This window comes from Hymenobacter sediminicola, from assembly GCF_014250515.1.
Lineage (GTDB): Bacteria > Bacteroidota > Bacteroidia > Cytophagales > Hymenobacteraceae > Hymenobacter > Hymenobacter sediminicola.
In genome coordinates this window covers 1,334,435-1,352,485 of sequence record NZ_CP060202.1, presented here as the reverse complement: position 1 = coordinate 1,352,485, position 18,051 = coordinate 1,334,435, and the positions used below count along the sequence as shown (strand labels likewise).

General features: G+C 56.9%; 14 protein-coding genes and 1 tRNA gene. 2 read left to right on the top strand and 13 right to left on the bottom strand.

Translation table 11 applies throughout. The features are described from left to right. Window positions 1–139: 139 nt before the first annotated feature. The 8 genes from H4317_RS05770 to H4317_RS05735 all read right to left on the bottom strand — a co-directional run bounded on the left by H4317_RS05770 (window position 140) and on the right by H4317_RS05735 (window position 8,559). Window positions 140–556: an EamA family transporter gene (locus H4317_RS05770; protein ID WP_185889189.1), complete on the bottom strand. Its 417-nt coding sequence runs from the start codon at window positions 554–556 to the stop codon at window positions 140–142. Between the two features lie 48 nt (window positions 557–604). Next, a complete protein-coding gene (locus tag H4317_RS05765; protein WP_185889188.1) occupies window positions 605–1,420 on the bottom strand; it encodes a phosphatase PAP2 family protein in 816 nt (271 codons plus the stop codon). Between the two features lie 221 nt (window positions 1,421–1,641). Continuing rightward, window positions 1,642–1,712, bottom strand: a tRNA-Cys gene (locus H4317_RS05760). 210 nt (window positions 1,713–1,922) lie between these two features. Further along, window positions 1,923–4,013 (bottom strand): 30S ribosomal protein S1, encoded by a 2,091-nt coding sequence (gene rpsA, locus H4317_RS05755; RefSeq protein WP_260625836.1) that lies wholly within the window; start codon window positions 4,011–4,013, stop codon window positions 1,923–1,925. 153 nt (window positions 4,014–4,166) lie between these two features. Beyond that, window positions 4,167–4,664, bottom strand: a complete 498-nt coding sequence (locus H4317_RS05750; RefSeq protein WP_185889187.1) for a fibroblast growth factor — start codon at window positions 4,662–4,664, stop codon at window positions 4,167–4,169. Window positions 4,665–4,793: 129 nt separating this feature from the next. Then, window positions 4,794–5,858 (bottom strand): fatty acid desaturase family protein, encoded by a 1,065-nt coding sequence (locus H4317_RS05745; RefSeq protein WP_185889186.1) that lies wholly within the window; start codon window positions 5,856–5,858, stop codon window positions 4,794–4,796. A 232-nt stretch (window positions 5,859–6,090) separates the two neighbouring features. Continuing rightward, window positions 6,091–7,155 (bottom strand): fatty acid desaturase family protein, encoded by a 1,065-nt coding sequence (locus H4317_RS05740; protein ID WP_185889185.1) that lies wholly within the window; start codon window positions 7,153–7,155, stop codon window positions 6,091–6,093. 132 nt (window positions 7,156–7,287) lie between these two features. Continuing rightward, the gene (locus H4317_RS05735; protein WP_185889184.1) at window positions 7,288–8,559 is read right to left on the bottom strand and encodes a DUF3298 and DUF4163 domain-containing protein; all 1,272 of its coding nucleotides are present in this window, start codon (window positions 8,557–8,559) and stop codon (window positions 7,288–7,290) included. 118 nt (window positions 8,560–8,677) lie between these two features. On the opposite strand from H4317_RS05735, the gene H4317_RS05730 reads away from it, so the two are divergent. Further along, a complete protein-coding gene (locus H4317_RS05730) occupies window positions 8,678–9,541 on the top strand; it encodes an alpha/beta fold hydrolase (RefSeq protein ID WP_185889183.1) in 864 nt (287 codons plus the stop codon). Window positions 9,542–9,620: 79 nt separating this feature from the next. On the opposite strand, the gene H4317_RS05725 is transcribed toward H4317_RS05730, so the two are convergent. The 5 genes from H4317_RS05725 to tsaD form a co-directional block, all read right to left on the bottom strand. Next, entirely contained in the window at window positions 9,621–10,004 is a 384-nt protein-coding gene (locus H4317_RS05725; RefSeq protein ID WP_185889182.1) for a hypothetical protein, read from the bottom strand. A 127-nt stretch (window positions 10,005–10,131) separates the two neighbouring features. Next, on the bottom strand, window positions 10,132–10,629 hold the full coding sequence (locus tag H4317_RS05720) for an HNH endonuclease (protein ID WP_073283537.1): 498 nt from the start codon (window positions 10,627–10,629) through the stop codon (window positions 10,132–10,134). A 123-nt stretch (window positions 10,630–10,752) separates the two neighbouring features. Next, on the bottom strand, window positions 10,753–11,559 hold the full coding sequence (locus H4317_RS05715; RefSeq protein WP_260625835.1) for a C40 family peptidase: 807 nt from the start codon (window positions 11,557–11,559) through the stop codon (window positions 10,753–10,755). A gap of 99 nt (window positions 11,560–11,658) precedes the next feature. After that, the gene (smpB, locus tag H4317_RS05710) at window positions 11,659–12,132 is read right to left on the bottom strand and encodes an SsrA-binding protein SmpB (protein ID WP_185889181.1); all 474 of its coding nucleotides are present in this window, start codon (window positions 12,130–12,132) and stop codon (window positions 11,659–11,661) included. 109 nt (window positions 12,133–12,241) lie between these two features. Beyond that, a complete protein-coding gene (tsaD, locus tag H4317_RS05705; protein WP_185889180.1) occupies window positions 12,242–13,252 on the bottom strand; it encodes a tRNA (adenosine(37)-N6)-threonylcarbamoyltransferase complex transferase subunit TsaD in 1,011 nt (336 codons plus the stop codon). A 212-nt stretch (window positions 13,253–13,464) separates the two neighbouring features. Between tsaD and H4317_RS05700 the strand changes: the two genes are divergently transcribed. Continuing rightward, entirely contained in the window at window positions 13,465–18,042 is a 4,578-nt protein-coding gene (locus H4317_RS05700; RefSeq protein ID WP_185889179.1) for a translocation/assembly module TamB domain-containing protein, read from the top strand. Window positions 18,043–18,051 lie beyond the last annotated feature (9 nt).

Below are 18,051 nucleotides of genomic sequence, written 5' to 3'. Positions count from 1 at the left end.
GCTTACGCAGCAAGCTTTCTGGTCAATGCCCGGTCTGTGCAGCCGTGGAGGTAGTCGCCCGATACCCTAGTTACCCTGCCAGCATGGCCCCTAGGAGCACTTAGCAAAAGTGAGACATTACCGAAGTACGCTGTGCGCATTACGTCCTAATCAGTACCAGCGACCCTGCTATGATGAGCCCAGCTCCCAGCGCGGTCTGCCACGTGAGTTTCTCTCCCAGAAATACTACCGACAGTACAATGGCCAGCGCCACGCTCAGCTTATCAACCGGGGCCACCTGCGAAACCCGCCCGAGTTGCAGCGCCCGGAAGTAGAAGACCCACGAAAGCCCCGTAGCCAGTCCTGAAAGGCCCAGGAAAAGCAGGTTGTTCCGCGTGAGTGTGTGCACCTCTGACAAACCACCTCGGAAACAAACGATGCTCCAAGCGAGTATCAGAATCACAACGGTACGGACAGCCGTGGCCAGATTTGAATCGACTCCCTTAACGCCGACTTTAGCCAATATGGCCGTCAGGGCGGCGAAGAAGGCAGAAAGTAATGCGTACAGCCACCACATAGCGTCGCTGGAAAGGAGGAACAGTGTAAGAGGCCCTGTAGGCGTGGACTAGCGTAGCTGCCAGACCATGCCCATTGCCATTCCGCCGCCGGGGCCCGGCACCCACGTAGGGTTAAAACTCATGCCCTCCGGCAGACGCGGCTTGCGGCCCCACCGGTTGCGGTGCGTAAGGTAGCCGACGTGCGCCGACAGAATGCCCATCCCGGCTCCTGCTACCACGTCGCTTTGCCAGTGCTTGTTATTAATCATGCGTAGGGCTGCTACGCTGGTCGCAATAGTGTATGCTCCCACTCCATACCACTGGCTTTTGTCGCGGAACTCATTGTGTACTATACTGGCTGCCAGAAACGCCTGAGCCGTATGGCCCGATGGGAACGAAAGGTTATCGGAGCCGTCGGGGCGGGTTTCCCGTGTGAGATTCTTTATCGCAAACACAGTGGTGAGCATGAATATCTCGCTCTTCAGCACAACCAAGCCCACGTTGATTCGGTCGTTACGCGTCTCTACTCCGGCCAGCGCCACCGCGCCCAGCTCTAGGTAGGGCGCGATAATTAAGATGTCATCCAGCCGGGTCCGGTAGGTTGGGAACAGCTTATGAATGTCGCGGTTGGCTTGCTGGTTGGTATAGAATCCGCCCCCGTTGAAAGTGTATGCCCCGTAGCCAATAAGCACTGCCGGCACTATGGTAGCTTTCACCACTTTGCTTTTGTACCACGGCTGCTTCACGGGCGCCGAAACACCCGCTGGATTCTCAAACTTTCGCAGAGTGTCTGTCGGCGTCGGGGTGTCCTGTGCCTGGCAATACGTTAGTGGAGTAACCGCCATGGTCAGCGCCACCAGATACCCATACAGCGTAAATTTCATTAGCCGCTAGTCCTGAATTATTTCCGCAAAACACCTCCTATCGGGGGCCCTGATTACTCAGCCAGGAAAGTCATGTACGCAGAATCCGGGCGGAGTATCTAAAGGAGCAGTGTAAAAGCGCTTCACTTCCCTCCTACTCCGCCAGTGAATGCCCGAAAAAACAGCCGTAAATCAAAAGACCCGCTACAAGCACTTGTCTTGCAGCGGGCCTTGAAACGAAGAGGTGACGAGCGGATTCGAACCGCTGTAGGAGGTTTTGCAGACCTCTACCTAGCCACTCGGTCACGTCACCAGTGGTTTGGGGATGCAAACATACGGCTTAATCTGAGTTCTGCCAATGCCACCGGCCAGCTTTTCATGCTATGGCCGGTAAGTTACTGGGATAGTGCGGAAAAATTTCTGCACCCACTGTATATGGTTTGGCCCATTGGCGCGCTGCATACGCACAAAGAAGGCCCCGACTTGCGCCGGGGCCTTCTTTTACGCTAACGATTGACAAAGCTTAGGCTTTCTCCTCGTCTTTTTTGTTGGTGTCGTCGCTCGACAGGGCGTTTTTCACGCTGTCAACTACGTCACCGGCAACTTCTTTAGCTTTCTCCACGATGCCGGAGTGCGAAGCGGCTTCTACAGCGTCGCCAGCAACTTCCTTCACCTTGTCGATAGCGGCCGAAGCAGCGCTGGTTACAGCGGCTACGATACCACCTTCGGCAGGAGCTTCTTCCGTGGCCGGAGCCTCAGCAGCCGGAGCCGCTTTCGTCGACAGCTTCTGCTCGCCAGCCTGGCGCTCATTGCCCATCATCTTGTCGCGCAGTGCCGACAGAGCATCCAGGTCACCGAGGGTCGACTTTTCAGCCGTTGTGGGCTTCTTCAGGTCGCTCAGTTTGCCTTCGCCTTGTGCAGCAGCGGCACCACCGGCCGGCTTCTTCTTCGTGAACTTCGAAGCGCGGCTATCTTCTTCTGCCTGCTGGTTGTACACGGCATTGTGCGACAGCACGATGCGACGGTCATCCTTGGAGAATTCGATAACGCGGAAGTCCAGCGATTCGCCGTTCTCAGCCTGCGAGCCATCTTCTTTGGCCAGCGACTTAGGATATGCGAAGCCTTCGATACCGTAGGGTAGCTCGAGAACAGCGCCACGGTCGGTTTTCTCCGTGATGGTAGCCTTGTGCACCGAGCCGGGAGTGAATACCGTCTGGAACGTATCCCAAGGGTTTTCTTCCAACTGCTTATGGCCCAGGGCCAGACGACGGTTAGCCACGTCGAGTTCGAGAACTACTACGTCCAGACGGTCACCCACCTTCACTACTTCCGAAGGATGCTTGATCTTCTTGGTCCACGACAGGTCCGAAACGTGCACGAGGCCGTCCACACCCTCTTCCAGTTCAACGAACAGGCCGAAGTTGGTCAGGTTGCGCACCAGACCGTTGTGGTTAGTACCTACGGCGTACTTCGTGCCGAAGTCGCCACGGGTCCATGGATCTTCGCTCAGTTGCTTGATGCCGAGGCTCATCTTGCGGTCTTCGCGGTCGAGGGTCAGGATCTGAGCCTCTACTACGTCGCCCTGCTTGATGAAGTCCTGCGGGTTACGCAGGTGCTGGCTCCAGGACATTTCCGAAACGTGGATCAGACCTTCTACGCCAGGGATGATTTCCATGAACGCACCATAATCGGCAACATTCACGATACGGCCTTTCACCTTCGAGCCAACGCCCATGTCGGCGCCGAGCGAATCCCATGGGTGAGGAGTCAGTTGCTTCAGACCGAGGCTGATACGCTTCTTGGCTTCGTCGAAGTCCAGAACTACGATGTTCAGCTTCTGGTCGAGCTGCAGTACTTCGCTCGGGTGAGCGATGCGGCCCCACGAAATGTCCGTGATGTGCAACAGACCGTCTACGCCACCAAGGTCGATGAACACACCGAAGTTGGTCATGTTCTTGATAACACCCTCGAGGATCTGGCCTTTTTCCAGGTTGTTGAGGATGGCTTCGCGCTGCTTCTCGAGGTCTTTCTCGATGAGCACTTTGTGCGAAACTACCACGTTGTCGAAAGCGGCGTTGATTTTCACCACTTTCACTTCCATGCGACGACCTACATAGATATCGAAGTCACGGATAGGCTTCACGTCGATCTGCGAGCCGGGCAGGAAGGCTTCTACGCCGTCCAAGTCCATGATCAGACCGCCTTTGGTGCGGCGCTTTACTACACCTTCGAGAACGGTATCGTTCTCCAAAGCGTCGTAAATAGCTTTCCAAGCCTGCTTGATTTTCGCCTTCTTGCGGCTCAGGATGAGCTGGCCGTTGGCATCTTCCTGGTCCTCGATGAATACCTCTACCTCGTCACCGATTTTGAGGTCGGTCAGGTCGCGGAATTCGGAGAGAGGCACCAGACCATCGGATTTGAAGCCTATGTTCAGAATTACGTCGCGGTCGGTGATACCAACTACGGTGCCTTTGATTACTTCTTCCTCCTGGACAGTGGTCAGCGTTTCGCTGTACATCTGCTCCATCTCGGCGCGCTGCTCAGCGGTATAGTTACCGCCGAAGCTGTTGGCTCCGATATTGTCCCAGTCGAAGTTGTCTACTACTTCTGCCATGATATTAGCATTGGCCCTCGTGTACACGTCCGGCGCAGGGCCCGCCTCCGGAACGCGTTTTTGTTTGATACACAGCGCAAACGCGCCGGCCCGCCACCCTGGCGGGGGCGCAAAGATACGGAGTTTGGGGCAGGATTGCGAGAAGCTTATGTGCTACAATTTCGCGGTATTCAAAAACGCCGGATTAATACGCACTGACTTCTGAATCTCTGCTACCGTTTCCCAGAAGTCTTTTGTGTCTTTCCCACCGAAATGAGCCACCACTGTTCTATAAGGCCCCGACCACTTAGTTGATACGTGGTAATAGTAAGGCATTGTACTATCTACCTGCCTGTAAGATATGCTGGTGTACTTGTACCCCTGCCTATTTTCAGAAATAGTATCCCCTATAATGCAACCAGGGTTCTTCTCTTTTATCCCAAAAACTTCATCCTTACTGGAAGGAACGCTTACTACTCCTCCTGGGAAGATCATCACTGTAATCCTAACGCCAGCACCGTTCTTAATTCTAAATATCTCCTCATATTCACTTCCAGAGCATATTTCACAATCAGGCGGAAAAACCGATAATACTTCATGTGACGACCAGCTTTGTGGCAATGACAGCTTTACTTGTCCAGAAGCTATTTCGACTGCTTTTTTGGGCTCCAAATTATGGTCACAACTAGTTGTGACCATTAAGCTACCCCATCCCAAAATCACCCTTAGGTGTGTTCGCACGTTTACCATAAAAAAAGAGTCATATTGCCATGACTCCTAAATATAGTTCTGTTAGCTACTCTAAGCCCGCCCCATCTGGCGCAGAAACGCCACGTGCGAGGCCACGGCGTAGCGCATCTTCGGGTACTCGTTGTAGGCCACGCCGTACTCGCCGCATACCTGCTTGAGGATTTTGCTGATGGCGGGGTAATGGACGTGGGAGATTTTGGGGAACAGATGATGCTCGACCTGGAAGTTGAGCCCGCCCACCAGCCAGCTAATCAGGCGGTTTTCGGTAGCGAAATTGGCCGTGGTCTTGATCTGGTGGATGGCCCACTCATCTTCGAGCTTGTTGGTGGTTTCGTGGGGCATTGGGAAAGCCGTGGCTTCTACGGTGTGGGCCAACTGGAATACAAGGCTCAGCACCAGTCCGGCGAAGCAGGTGGTAACGGCGAAACCGGCCAGCCAGCCCAGGAACCCGACCATATAGATGGGCACCACCACATATAGCAGTAGATTGAACACCTTGAAGCCCCAGAACACCAGATGGTCGGAAAGGGCCATTTTCTTGAGCGGCATGTTCCCGATTTTGCGCGAGAAGTACTTCTGGTAGTCCATCACGAAAATCCAAGAGATGTAGAGCATGCAGTACAGCAACCAGAAGTACAGGTGCTGAAACCGGTGCAGCGCGTGGCGCGGCTGGTCGGGGGTCATGCGCATGAAGGGCCGGATATCGATGTCGTCGTCGTGGCCTTCAATGTTGGTGTAGGTGTGGTGCACGAGGTTGTGCTTAGCGTTCCACATGTAGCTGCTGCCGCCCAGCACGTTCAGCGTGAAAGCAGCGAAATTGTTCAGCCACTTATACTGGCTGAACGAGCCGTGGGCCCCGTCGTGCATCACATTGAAGCCGATGGCGGCAATGGTACCGCCAAACAGCACGCATTCCAGCAAGGCCCAGGCTGTGGGCGGCGTGAAGAACACGAGGTGCACATACAAGCCCACGAAAGCCAGAGCCAGCAGCACAGCTTTGCTGAGCAGGCTAAAGTTGCCAGTGGAGGCCGTGCCGGCCTGTTCGAAATACTCGTTGATACGACGCTTCAGGTCAGCGTGGAAGGACCGCGGGGCGGCAAATTTGGGCAGTGCCATACAGGAAGGGAGTACACTAGTGGCTCTGGGCCGCCAAAGTGGCCCAAAGAGTGCCGTAGCTCACCTTTCGGCAGACACAGCCGGCTCCTGCACCTTGCCGGAACCGTACGCTACTAAAAAAGGAAGGCGCCGCTGCCGGAAACCCAAACGAATGGGTTTATCCGTCAGCGACGCCTTACAGGAGTCACTTGGTTAAACGGGAGCGGCGGCTATAAAGTGCAGCTTCCGGCTTTTATTTCCGGCCCAGCTCCCGCAGGTGCGCTACATGCGAAGCCACCGCATAGCGCATCTTGGGGTACTCGTTGTACTCGACACCGAACTCCTGGCAGGCCTGCCGAATGATTTTGTTCAGGGCTGGATAGTGTACGTGCGAGATGGTCGGGAACAGGTGATGCTCGACCTGGAAATTGAGGCCACCTACCAGCCAGCTGATGACTTTGCTATCGGTAGCGAAGTTGGCCGTCGTCTTGATCTGGTGAATTGCCCACTCGTCTTCGAGCTTGTTGGTAATTTCATCGGGCATCGGGAAGGCCGTGTGCTCTACGGTATGCGCCAGCTGAAACACAATGCTCATCGTGAAGCCTACTACCGTTGTGAATACCATAAAGCCAAGCAGCCAAGCCACAAAACCAGTGGTATAAATGGGCAACGCGACAAACAGGAACAGGTGCAGCGCCTTGAATCCCCAGAACACGCCCTGGTCGGTAGCCGTCATTTTCTTGAGCGGCATCTCCCCTACTTTGCCTTTGAAATACTTCTGGTAGTCCATGAAGAAAACCCAGGCAATGAACAGCAGCGCGTAGAAAAACCAGAAGTACAGATGCTGAAACCGGTGGAAGCGGTGGCGCGGCTGCGTAGAGCTCAACCGGAGCCAAGGCTGCGCGTCCAGGTCGTCGTCGATACCGTCCACGTTGGTGTACATGTGGTGGATGAGGTTGTGCTTCACGTTCCACATGAAGCTATTACCACCCAGCACGTTCAGCGTGAACGAGGCAAACTGATTCACCCAGCGCTTTTTGCTGAATGAGCCGTGAGCCCCGTCGTGCATCACATTGAAACCAATGGCCGAGCCAATCAGGCCCAGCAGTGCGCACTCGGCCAGGGCCAGCCAGGTAGGCGGCGTCAGGAACACGAGGTGCACATATACGGCCACAAAGGCAACCGTCAGGATTATGGCTTTCGCGAACAGGCGGGTATCACCGGTGGTAGCCTTGCCGGCTTCCTGAAAGTAAGCGTTGGTACGGCGCTTCAACTCTTGGTGGAATGAGCGGGAGGCCGCGAATTTGGGTGCGTGCATGAAAAACAGTAAATGGAAACTTCCGGTAAATATACCGCTTCTAAAGCCGGTTCACCCGCAATTAGTGCCATACGCCTTGATTATGTACAACCGCAATGACTACAGGAAACTATACTCCCGCACAATGGCAGTCTACGGCCGCGTCACCTCTCCCCCACTGGGCACGGGCAGGCCAGACTTTAACAGTGGCTGCAGTTCCGACAGCGGCACGAACAAACGGATTTCGCCCTGCGCGTAGGAGGCTACTTCGTAGGGAGTATAGATGAACGTAGCGCCGCCGCTGGTCAGGAACACGTTGCGAGTAACAGGCATTTGCTTCACGAACAATGTCTTATCCAGCGGGGCATTGGGGGCCAACCGGAAAGTGCGACGGGCGGCATTATCGAGCAGCGTAGTGAGCTGTGCTTTGGTGCCAGCCCGGAAAATGTCGTCGTAGCGAAGGCGGCGGCCCGTGCGGGTATCAAAGGTGGCGACTGTGGTACCGTACAGGCCGTGCGCACCGCCGGTATAGCTGTAGTTGTAATAGCCAATGCTAAGCAACGGAGCCTGGTTCCAGAGGACATGCATGAGCTGCTGCTCATCATAACGAAGCCCGATACCAAATTCTGGCGAAGTCGTGTCGCCGGGCGCGGGTTTACTGGCGGCAGCATCTTGGCGGTAATCGGTGGTGTAGCGCTGCTTCTGCTGGCTCCATAGCTCCTCCAGTTGCGGTACTGCCTTGGTGTCTACGGTATCGTCGCGGAGGCCACGCAACAGGTTGTCGCGCAACGTAGCCTGAGCCGTGGCCGACGTGCCACCTACAGGCAACACGGCCAGCATACGCTGGTGTGCATAGGGTGTGCCTGGTAGCTCGGGGAAGGCCGCTACCGAATCGATGAAATAGCGCGAATTCAGCTGCATGCTGCCAGCTGGCTGTACCTGGCGCAGCCGTACGGGCCGGCCGCCTACCGTTCCCAGCAATTCAGTGCCCTGCAGCTTGAGCCGCCACGCAATACTAGTGGCATAGTCAGGGCCGGCGTGTTCAGGGGTGCTGTCGGTGAGCTTGATACTATCAGAAGCTGTACTGGTTCCGCCGTAAAGCTCAAACGTATGGCCATCGGGGCCGGCGTAGTTGGCGGCCAGGCCCGTCGATTCTGAGTCTCCGCTGCTGGTCCGAGGCCACGCCTGCAGCTGCAATGTGATACTGTCGGGACTGCCGGGCAGCACGCCCCGGTACTGCCGATACCACGCACCCGGCGAGTCACGGGCCACACTTGCTGCAGACTGACTGTCCGGTTTGTCCGCTGGTGTAGTGGCAGCGCCAGATTGGGAATCGGAGTTGGACTGGCAAGCTACCAGCCAACTACTCAGCAGTAGCGCCGAAACTCGGGCCGAAGCTCTGGGGAAGGCAGAAATGAAACTCATCTGGTCAAAGGAAAGGAATTTGGACGTTGGGTACAAAATATTGTGCATTAGCTATCCGTAGCCGTTCTGTGGCGTATGTACAGACATCTAAACGCACACAGCTAACATTCACTTACCTATGAGCTACATCAAGGCAGGCCAAGACGCTAATGGCCAAGAAATCAAACTACACTACACTGACCAAGGCAAAGGCGCGCCTGTAGTCCTGATCCATGGCTGGCCCCAGAGCCACGAAGCCTGGACCTACCAACTCGGTGAGCTACCGAAACATGGTCTGCGTGTGGTAGCATACACCCGGCGCGGATTCGGCAACTCGTCGAAGCCGTTTGAAGGCTATGACTACGACACGCTGGCCGACGACCTGAAAGCCGTGCTCGATACGCTGGACCTGCAGAACGTGACGCTGGTGGGCTTCTCGATGGGTGGCGGCGAAGTAGCCCGCTATATGAGCCGCCACGGCGGAGCCCGCGTGGCCAAAGTGGTATTTGTATCAGCCGTGACGCCTTATCTACTCAAAACCGATAACAACCCCGACGGTGTAGATAAGTCGGTTTTCGATGACATCCAGAAAAACATAGCCAAGGACCGGTTCGATTTCCTGCAAACCTTCGGCAAGCAGTTTTATGGCGAAGGCCCCCTGAGCAACCCCGTCAGCAAGGGTGTCCTGGATTGGTCGTTTGGTATGGCTTCACTCGGCTCGCACCAAGCAACAGTAGCCTGCGGCCATGCGTTTGCCGAAACCGACTTCCGCCGCGACCTGGAAGGTATCAGCGTGCCCGCCCTCGTTATTCATGGTGAAGACGACAAAACAGTGCCCATCAAGAACAGTGGCGACCGAATGAACCAGCACCTGAAGCACGCCACCTATATCACTTATGATGGTGCGCCACATGGCCTGTTCATCACCGAAAAAGACAAGCTCAACCGCGACCTGATTGACTTTGCAACCAGTGGCACCGTCAGGAGCGGCGAGAATAGCTAGCGGATTGCGTTCCGCCTTCACAAGAAAAGCCCGGCCTCTTACTTTCAGAGGCCGGGCTTTTCTTGTGAAAAAACACCTATCAGGGCTGCTCAAACGTTAGGCCAAGTCGGCGCTGACCATAGTCAACTACGCTGATGGCGTAGGTGTATTCCCCGGCTGATAGAGGCGACATGCCCACGTAATCAATTGGAGTCAGCTGCCAACTAGTGCCATCCAGCACCACCCGAATAGCCGCCGTGCTGTAAGCGGAGGTAAAGGTTTTATAGTCGGAGCTTTTGCCGGCCTCTAGCGGGCCGTAAGCTCTGGTGCCTCCCAGAGTTGAGACATAGACACTATCATACCGATACTGGCTGGTATTCTTTACCCGAATGCTCACTGCAGGATCTGCATCGGAGTTTTTCTTGCAGGAAGCAAAGCCAAGACAAATCAGGCAGATAAGGAGAACTAGCAGGCTGTTTTTCATGGAGGTAACGAATGATTCTGCTCTAGGAGGCTAGTTCTGCACTTACGGTTGCACGGCTGCTGTTTTGCAGAGCCAAAATTGGGCTCAGGCACCCCACAAAAAAGCCGGCAATCTATAGCTCCCGGCGTCAGTGGTTAAGATAGGCGTGCCAGTTTTGGTCTATAGTGCCAGCACTCAGCTTCAGAAAGCCCGATAAGGTGGGCTTTTTGGGGTGTTGCCTTATCGTGAGGCCGGCCTCCTGCGGGGTGCGGTGCCCTTTGGCATGGTTGCAGCGGGCACAAGCCGTCAGCAGGTTGCCCCAGCTACTGTCGCCGCCACGGGAGCGGGGTAGCACGTGGTCCAGGGTCAGGTTTTTGGTGGAGCCGCAATACTGGCACTCAAAATGGTCCCGCTTCATAATGTTGTGGCGGCTCAGGGCAATGCCTTTGTAGGGCACGCGCACGTAGCGCTGCAGCCGGATGATGCTGGGCTTAGGATACGTTGTGCTAACGGTGCGCAAAACGCCGTTTTCTGAGCGGGCTATCATCTCGGCTTTGTCGAGAAACAGCAGCACGAAAGCTTTCTGTACACTGCACAACGTAATGGCGGTATAGTCGCCATTAAGGACTAAGACTTTTTGATCCATACGCGCTTAGGAAGGAATCATCGGGTTCAGCGAAAGCTAGATGATTCTAAGCGCATTAACAACAGCTCAGGAGTTTAGTTTCTGGCTGTTAGCTGTTGTATCCGGCACGTTTTGGCGGCCGACTTAGTCCTCGGCCAGAATCCGCTTGATGAGCCGCAGCTTGTGGGTGTACTTCTGCCGGTCGCGGTTGAAAATGCCGTTGTGGTCGAGCGGATCAATCCGGACTTCGCCGCTGGCGTGCAGAATCTGCTGGTCCTCGAGTAGTAGCCCTACGTGCACGATGTTGCCATCTGCATTGTCGAAGAAAGCCAAGTCGCCGGGCAGCGTCTGGGCCACGAAATGTACTGGCTGACCCAGATCAATCTGCTGGCGGGCATCGCGCGGCAGCTGCACCCCAATCAGCCCGTATAGCTGCTGCATCAGCCCCGAGCAATCAATACCAAACAGGCTTTTGCCACCCCACAGGTAGGGTGCTTTCAGGTACGTCAGGGCCATTTTCTGCAACAGCCGCAGCCGCTGGTCTACGGGGCCGTGCGGGCCGTGGCCGTTCTGGGGGTTGGTAGCGGCGCCGTTGTAAAATAATTGCTGTTCACCCAGGCGCAGCGTCATGCCATCAAAAAACGGCAGCCGGGAGCCCAGCTGCACCGGAATACGCGTGTTGGGGCAGCTCACTATCTGCACCACATCGAGGGTGCGCGGGTGGTCCTGCGCCTGCCACGCCGCCATGTACTCGCTGCTCACAGGCGTGTGCTGCTTCACATCCATCCAGCCCACGTACTGGTCGGCAGCGGTTTTTACCTGAATCCACTGGCCCTGCACAAGCAAAATGGAGTAGCACTCACCAAAAATGAGCTGCGTAATAATTTCAGCCTTATCAGTAGGCTCAGCGCGCACCGGCACAACACTCAGGGCGCAGATTCCGTGTTCCAAAGGAATACTTAATGATAGTGAGACGACAAAGGTGGCAATTCGGGGGCAGGAACGAAACTACCACTTCTGGCAACAGTTGTAACCGGCCGAGAATGGTGCCTAATAGTCGCGGGCACGGTCCATTTCGCGCTTCTGGTCTTTGGCTTTCAGGTCGTCGCGCTTGTCGAATAGCTTTTTGCCTTTGCCCAGCGCAATTTCCACCTTGGCGAAGCCCCGGTCACTGACGAACATGCGGATCGGGATGATGGTGAGGCCCTGCTCCTGGTTTTTGTTGGCCAATTGCTTTAGTTCCCGCTTGTTGAGCAGCAGCTTGCGGGCCCGCATGGGTTCGTGGTTGTTGTATGTCCCTTCGGTGTATTTGGCAATGGTTACCTGATTGAGCCACAGGCTGCCGTCGGAATGGAAGGTGCAGAAGCCATCCTGCAGCTGCACGCTGCCTTCCCGGATGCTCTTGATTTCGGTGCCCTGCAGCATGATGCCCGCGTCATACTTGGCCAAGAACACATATTCGTGGCTGGCGCGGCGGTTCTGAATATTGATGCGCTTGGGCGCGTCGTCTTTTTTGGAAGCCATAAGAAAAGGAGCCGCCTGACCGGCGGCGTGAGCAGGATTCGCAAATGCGGCCGGCAAGGTTGCGAATTAATCTACGTAAGAATAGCGCTACGCATCATCAGTTCTCCATCTACACCAGCTTCAGGCGCGGGTCGGAACTAACGAGCTGAGTGGCAAAGTCGCCGGCCTGGTACTGAAACTCGGCGGTTTTGGCCACCATGCCGGCATTGTCGGTGCAATACTGGAAGGCCGGAATAAATACTTGCCAGCCCTGCACGGCGGCCTCGTCCTGCAGCGCTTGGCGCAGACCAGAGTTGGCCGCAACCCCGCCCGCCAGCGCAATCTGGGTCAGGCCGTTGTCGGCGGCGGCGCGGCGCAACTGGCGCAGCAGCGTCTGGATGATGGTGTGCTGGATGCTGGCGCAGAGGTCGGCGAGATTCTGCTGCACGAAATCCGGGTTCTGTGTGGTTTCCTTTTTCAGGAAGTAGAGCACGGCGGTTTTCAGGCCGCTGAAGCTGAAATCGTAGCCGGGCATGGCCCCTACCGGGAACGGGAAACGGGTGGGGTTGCCTTCGCGGGCCAGCTTATCGAGGTGGGGGCCGCCCGGATACGGCAGGCCGAGTAGCTTGGCCGTTTTGTCGAAGGCCTCGCCGGCCGCGTCGTCAATGGTCTGGCCAATGATTTCCATCTCCAGCGCCGACTTCACGACGACCAGCTGCGTGTGCCCGCCGCTTACGGTCAGGCACAGAAACGGAAATATTGGCCGGGGCTCTTCAATAAAATGTGCCAGAATATGGGCCCGCATGTGGTTTACGGCAATCAGCGGCTTGCCCAGCGCCAGCGCCAGCGTTTTGGCGAACATGCCGCCCACCAGCAACGAGCCCAGCAGGCCGGGGCCCTGGGTGAAGGCTATGGCGTCGAGGTCGTGGCGGGCAACGCCGGCTTTTTGCAGGGCGGCATTCACGACCGGAATCAGGTGCTGCTGGTGGGCGCGCGAGGCCAACTCGGGCACCACACCGCCATATTGCTCGTGCACCTGCTGCGTGGCCACCACGTTGGCGCGAATTTCGCCGTTTACTAGCACGGCGGCCGACGTGTCGTCGCAGGAAGATTCAATTGCCAGAATAGTGGGATGATGCATGGTACTTAGTTGGAAAGCGGCAGCAGAAACAGCTGCAAAGTTCGTTTAAAACCAACAACCTGGGTAGGTTGGTTTGCGAAAGACGCTGTGTTGTAGTCAACCCGCAGGCCCATGGCTTCGTTCTTGCGGCAACCGCAGCCCGGTCGTTTGCATCTGTGCAGGCAACTGCCAACCCGTATCTTCGCTCCCATATCTTCTTTTTTTCTGCTGCCGTGCCACGTTTCGTTTCCATTCTGCTGAAAGTGCTGCTGGCCCTGGTGCTGGTAGTGGCCCTGGCGGTGGTGGGCGCACTGGTGGCCTTGCGCGTGCCCAGCGTACAAACGCGCCTGGCCCAGGAAGCCGCCGAAATCCTGACCGATAAGCTGGGCCAGAAGGTGATAGTGGGCCGGGTAGATGTGCGGCCTTTCTCGCGGGTACTGCTAGAAGGCATCCGGGTGCTAGACCGGCGCGGCGAGGAACTGTTCAGCGTAGGCCGGGCTGATGCCGATATCAGCCTGTTCAGCATCTTCGACCCCAGCCACCTGCACGTAGGCAAGCTCACGCTGGAAGAGCCGCGCTTTGCACTGGTGACATACAAGGACCAGCCCGATTCCACGAACCTGTCGGAGTTTCTGAGCGCCATCCGCCGGCTGGTGGGGCCTTCTGACACCACGAAGGTCAGCAAGCCCTTCGACTTCAAAATCAACGCTATTGGCCTGCGCAATGGGCGCTTCATCCTCGACGACCGGCACAAGCCGCGGGAGCCGTACTACGGCCGCTCGATGGATTACGCCCACATGCAGATTGACAGCATCTATGCCGATTTCTCACAAATCTGGCTGCGCGGCGACACCATTCACTCCCAAATTGACGGGCTGCGGGCTGTGGACACACCATCCAATACCCGCCTGCGCGAGCTGACGGCCAACATGACCTATGCGGGCAAGTTCTGGGAATTTGCGGGCCTGAACCTGCGAATCGGCAACAGCCAGTTGCGCAACTATCTGCGCTTCGAGTATCAGCACTTCCTCAATTTCGCCGACTTCAACGACTCGGTGCGAGTAGTGGCGCGGCTGGATCCGTCGCGCATCTATTCCGACGATATTGCGCATTTCGCACCGCAGCCATTCATGCGCGACCTAAAGGAGACCGTGCTGCTTTCGGGCGAGGCCAAGGGCTATGTGAAGAACTTCACGACCAAAAACCTCGACATTACCTACGGCAAAAACACGCGCGTCGTGGGCAACATCAACGTGGAAGGGTTGCCCAACCTGAAGGAAAGCTTCGTAGAAATGCGCCTGCAGCCCTCCGTGATTGATGGCCGCGACATCCGCAAATACATTCCGGCATCGGGCTGGCCCTACGTGCAGCGGCTGGGCATCGTGAAGCTGAAAGGGCAGTTTCTGGGCTTCTACAACGACTTTGTAGCCAATGGCTCGTTCCAGACCGCGCTGGGTTCGGTGGTATCCGACGTCAACCTGAAATTCAAGAACGACCCGCGCTACTCGTCCTATGAAGGCGACGTGCGCACCACCGGCTTTCAGCTGGGCAAGCTGCTGGGCCAGGAGAATGTGGTGCGCGACGTGACGTTTAATGGCCGGATACAGGGCGTAGGATTCACGCCGGAAGGCGCCCGCCTAACAGCCAATGCCACCATACAGAGTATCTGGCTGAACGGCTACCGCTACCGCAACATCACGACCAACGGCCGCTTCAGCCGGGAGTCATTTACGGGCAAAATTGCCGCCAACGACCCTAGCCTGCAGTTCGATGCGGATGGTACCATCGACCTGAACAAAAAGCGCCAGGCGTTTGACGTGCGGGCCCGCATCCGCCGCGCCGACCTACGGGCGCTGGGCCTAACGAAACAGAGCGTGGTAGTAGCCACCACCGCCGATGTGAAGTTTCAGGGCCTGACCCTGGACGCGCTGATTGGCCGCATCAAGCTGCGCAACTCGCGCGTAGGCTATGCCGGCCGCACTGTGCTGGTGGATACGCTGGACGTGGTGAGTGAGCGGACAGCAGCTCAGCGCCGACTGGCCGTACGCTCGGAGGTACTCAACCTGACGGCCACCGGCAACTTCGATTTCACGGAGGTAATCCGGAGCACGCAGGTGCTGCTGACCGAGTACCAACTCAACTTCGAGAGCAACGACGCGGCTATTGCCGACTATTACCGCCGCAAGCGGCAGCGGACTATTCCGGAGTACGCCATCGACCTGGACCTGTATCTGAAAAAGCCTAATCCGATGCTGCAGCTCTTTATGCCAGGGCTGCGGGTAGCGAACTACTCGCGCATCGACGGCTCGTTCCGAAACGGGCAAACGTCCATTCTACAGCTCGGCGGCAGCTTCGATACGCTGGTAGTAGACAGCGTGCGTACCTACCGCACGGCCTTCGAATTCAACACGTCGAAACTGCCCTACCGGCCCGAAGTGCTGGCGCAGGCCAACATTACGTCGGAGCGGCAGGTGCTGCCGGGGCTGGGCCGCACCGAAGGTTTCTACGTGGAAGGCGTGTGGGACCAGGAGCGCATCAACTTCTCAACGGCGCTGGCCCAGACTAATACTACTAATAAAGCCCAGATTAACGGCGCGCTTTCCTTCCTGCCCGATGCGGTGCAGGTGGTATTCCGGCAATCGGGTGTGAACCTGCTGGGCAAGGACTGGACGATTGCACAGGACAATTCCGTCATTATTTCGGGCAAAGGCAAGGAATTCGACATTCAGAACCTGAGCCTAAGCAATGGAGCGCAAAGTGTAAGTGCACAAGGATTTATCTCCCAAAATTCTGCCAAGCAGCTAAAGCTGACGGTGAAAGACCTGGAGCTAGCGACCCTTACTTCGCTCACTACCCAGAACATGACGGGCCGCGTGAATGCCGAAGGCACCGTGAGTGGCGTGTACGGGCCGCTGGCCATCAACTCCACACTCACCGTCGATTCGCTACACTTTGATAATGTCCTGATTGGCAACGTGCAGGGCAAAAGCAGCTGGGACAACCGGGCCAGCCAGGCACTGGTAGACTTGGATGTGCTGCGCGACGGCAGCCGCGTGGTGCGGGTGGCAGGCACGCTGGCCCCCAACCGCAAGGACGACCAACTCAACCTGACGGCCGTGCTCGATCAGGCTCCGGTGAAACTGGCTGAACCGTTCCTCAAAACCCTGTTTCGCGACTTGGGCGGCACGGCCGTCGGGACGTTGCGGCTGGCAGGGCGCTTCAGTCAGCCGCACCTCACGGGCACCATTGATGTGAGTGACGGACAGCTCACGTTTATCTATCTGGGTACCACCTACACCTTTGCCGACCGGATCCGGTTTACGGACGACCGGATTGCGCTGCGCGACATCAAGGTGAAGGACCCGCTGGGCAATTCTGGTACCGTCAACGGTGACATTTTCCACGACGGGTTCAAGAACATGCGGCTGGCACTGGAGGCCTCGTTTCGCAAACTCCTGGTTCTCAATACCACCCGCAAAGACAACGAGCTGTACTTCGGTACGGCCTATGCTACCGGCACAGCCCGTGTGAATGGCCCCTCTGACAACTTGGTAGTGAATGTGCAGGCTAAATCGGAGCCCGGCACACGCCTTTCGCTGCCACTCGATAATGCCGCCCGCGCCGAGAAAGCCAGCTACATCCGTTTCGTCAACCGCAACCTCACCGACACTGCGCGCACGCCTATTCCGGTAGGGGTGCAGGAAAAAGTAGACCTCTCGGGCATCCGGCTGAATATGAACCTGGAAGTGACGCCCGATGCCTATGTGGAGATTCTGCTCGATGAAAGCACCGGCGACGTTATCCGGGGTACGGCGGCGGGCCGGCTCCGTCTCAACATCGACACCCGCGGCGACTTCAACATGTTCGGGCAGATTGAGATTGTGCGGGGCGCCTATAATTTCACGCTGCAGGGCCTCGTCAACAAGGAATTTGTGGTGCGACCGGGCGGTACTATTTCCTGGAACGGCGACCCGCTGGCCGGCGAAATGAACGTGACGGCAGCCTACACCCAGCGCACGTCCCTCTCCCCTATCCTGGCCAGCAACAGCGCCGTTGTACCCGTCACGGCCGTTATGAACCTAACCGGTCCGCTGCTACTACCGGTTATCAAGCTGAATCTGGAGTTCAACGACATTCCATCGTCGCTGGAAGGCGACTTGGTACCGTTTCTGTCGTCGTTGCGGAACGATGAGCAGGAACTGAGCCGGCAGGTGTTCAGCCTCGTGGTATTTAAGCAGTTGGCTCCTGCCGCTTCATTGTCATCGATTACCTCGTTTCAGGGTCAGAACAACGCGTTTGGCAACAGCCTGGGCCAGATTATCAGCACCCAGCTCGGCGCTCTTACTTCGCAGCTCGACCCCAATCTGGAAATCAGCTTCAATTTCAACGGTATCTCGGCCGAGCAGCTCCAGGCGCTGCAGGTGCGCCTGAGCTACTCCTTTCTGAATGGCCGGCTGCGCGTAACGCGGGATGGCGGCTTCAATAACGGGGTCGTGACGGATGCCACCACGGGCGTCACGACGTCTGTGAACAACAACGCGTCCATCATCGGCGACCTAAGCCTAGAGTACTACCTGCGAGCCGACGGCAAGTTCCGGGCAAAGCTGCGCTACGAAACGACTCCGCGCGACCTGATTGGGTTGAGCAACGGCCAAAACCAGGCCCGTGCCGGCGTTTCGCTGGTACACACGGAGCAGTTCGACTCGTTGGGCGAGCTATTCGCCCGCAAGCACCTGCGCCGCCGCGAGCTGAACGCCCGCAAAGCCCGCGAAGTCCTGAACGTAGATGATGACCCCCGGACGAATATGTGAGGTGGGATG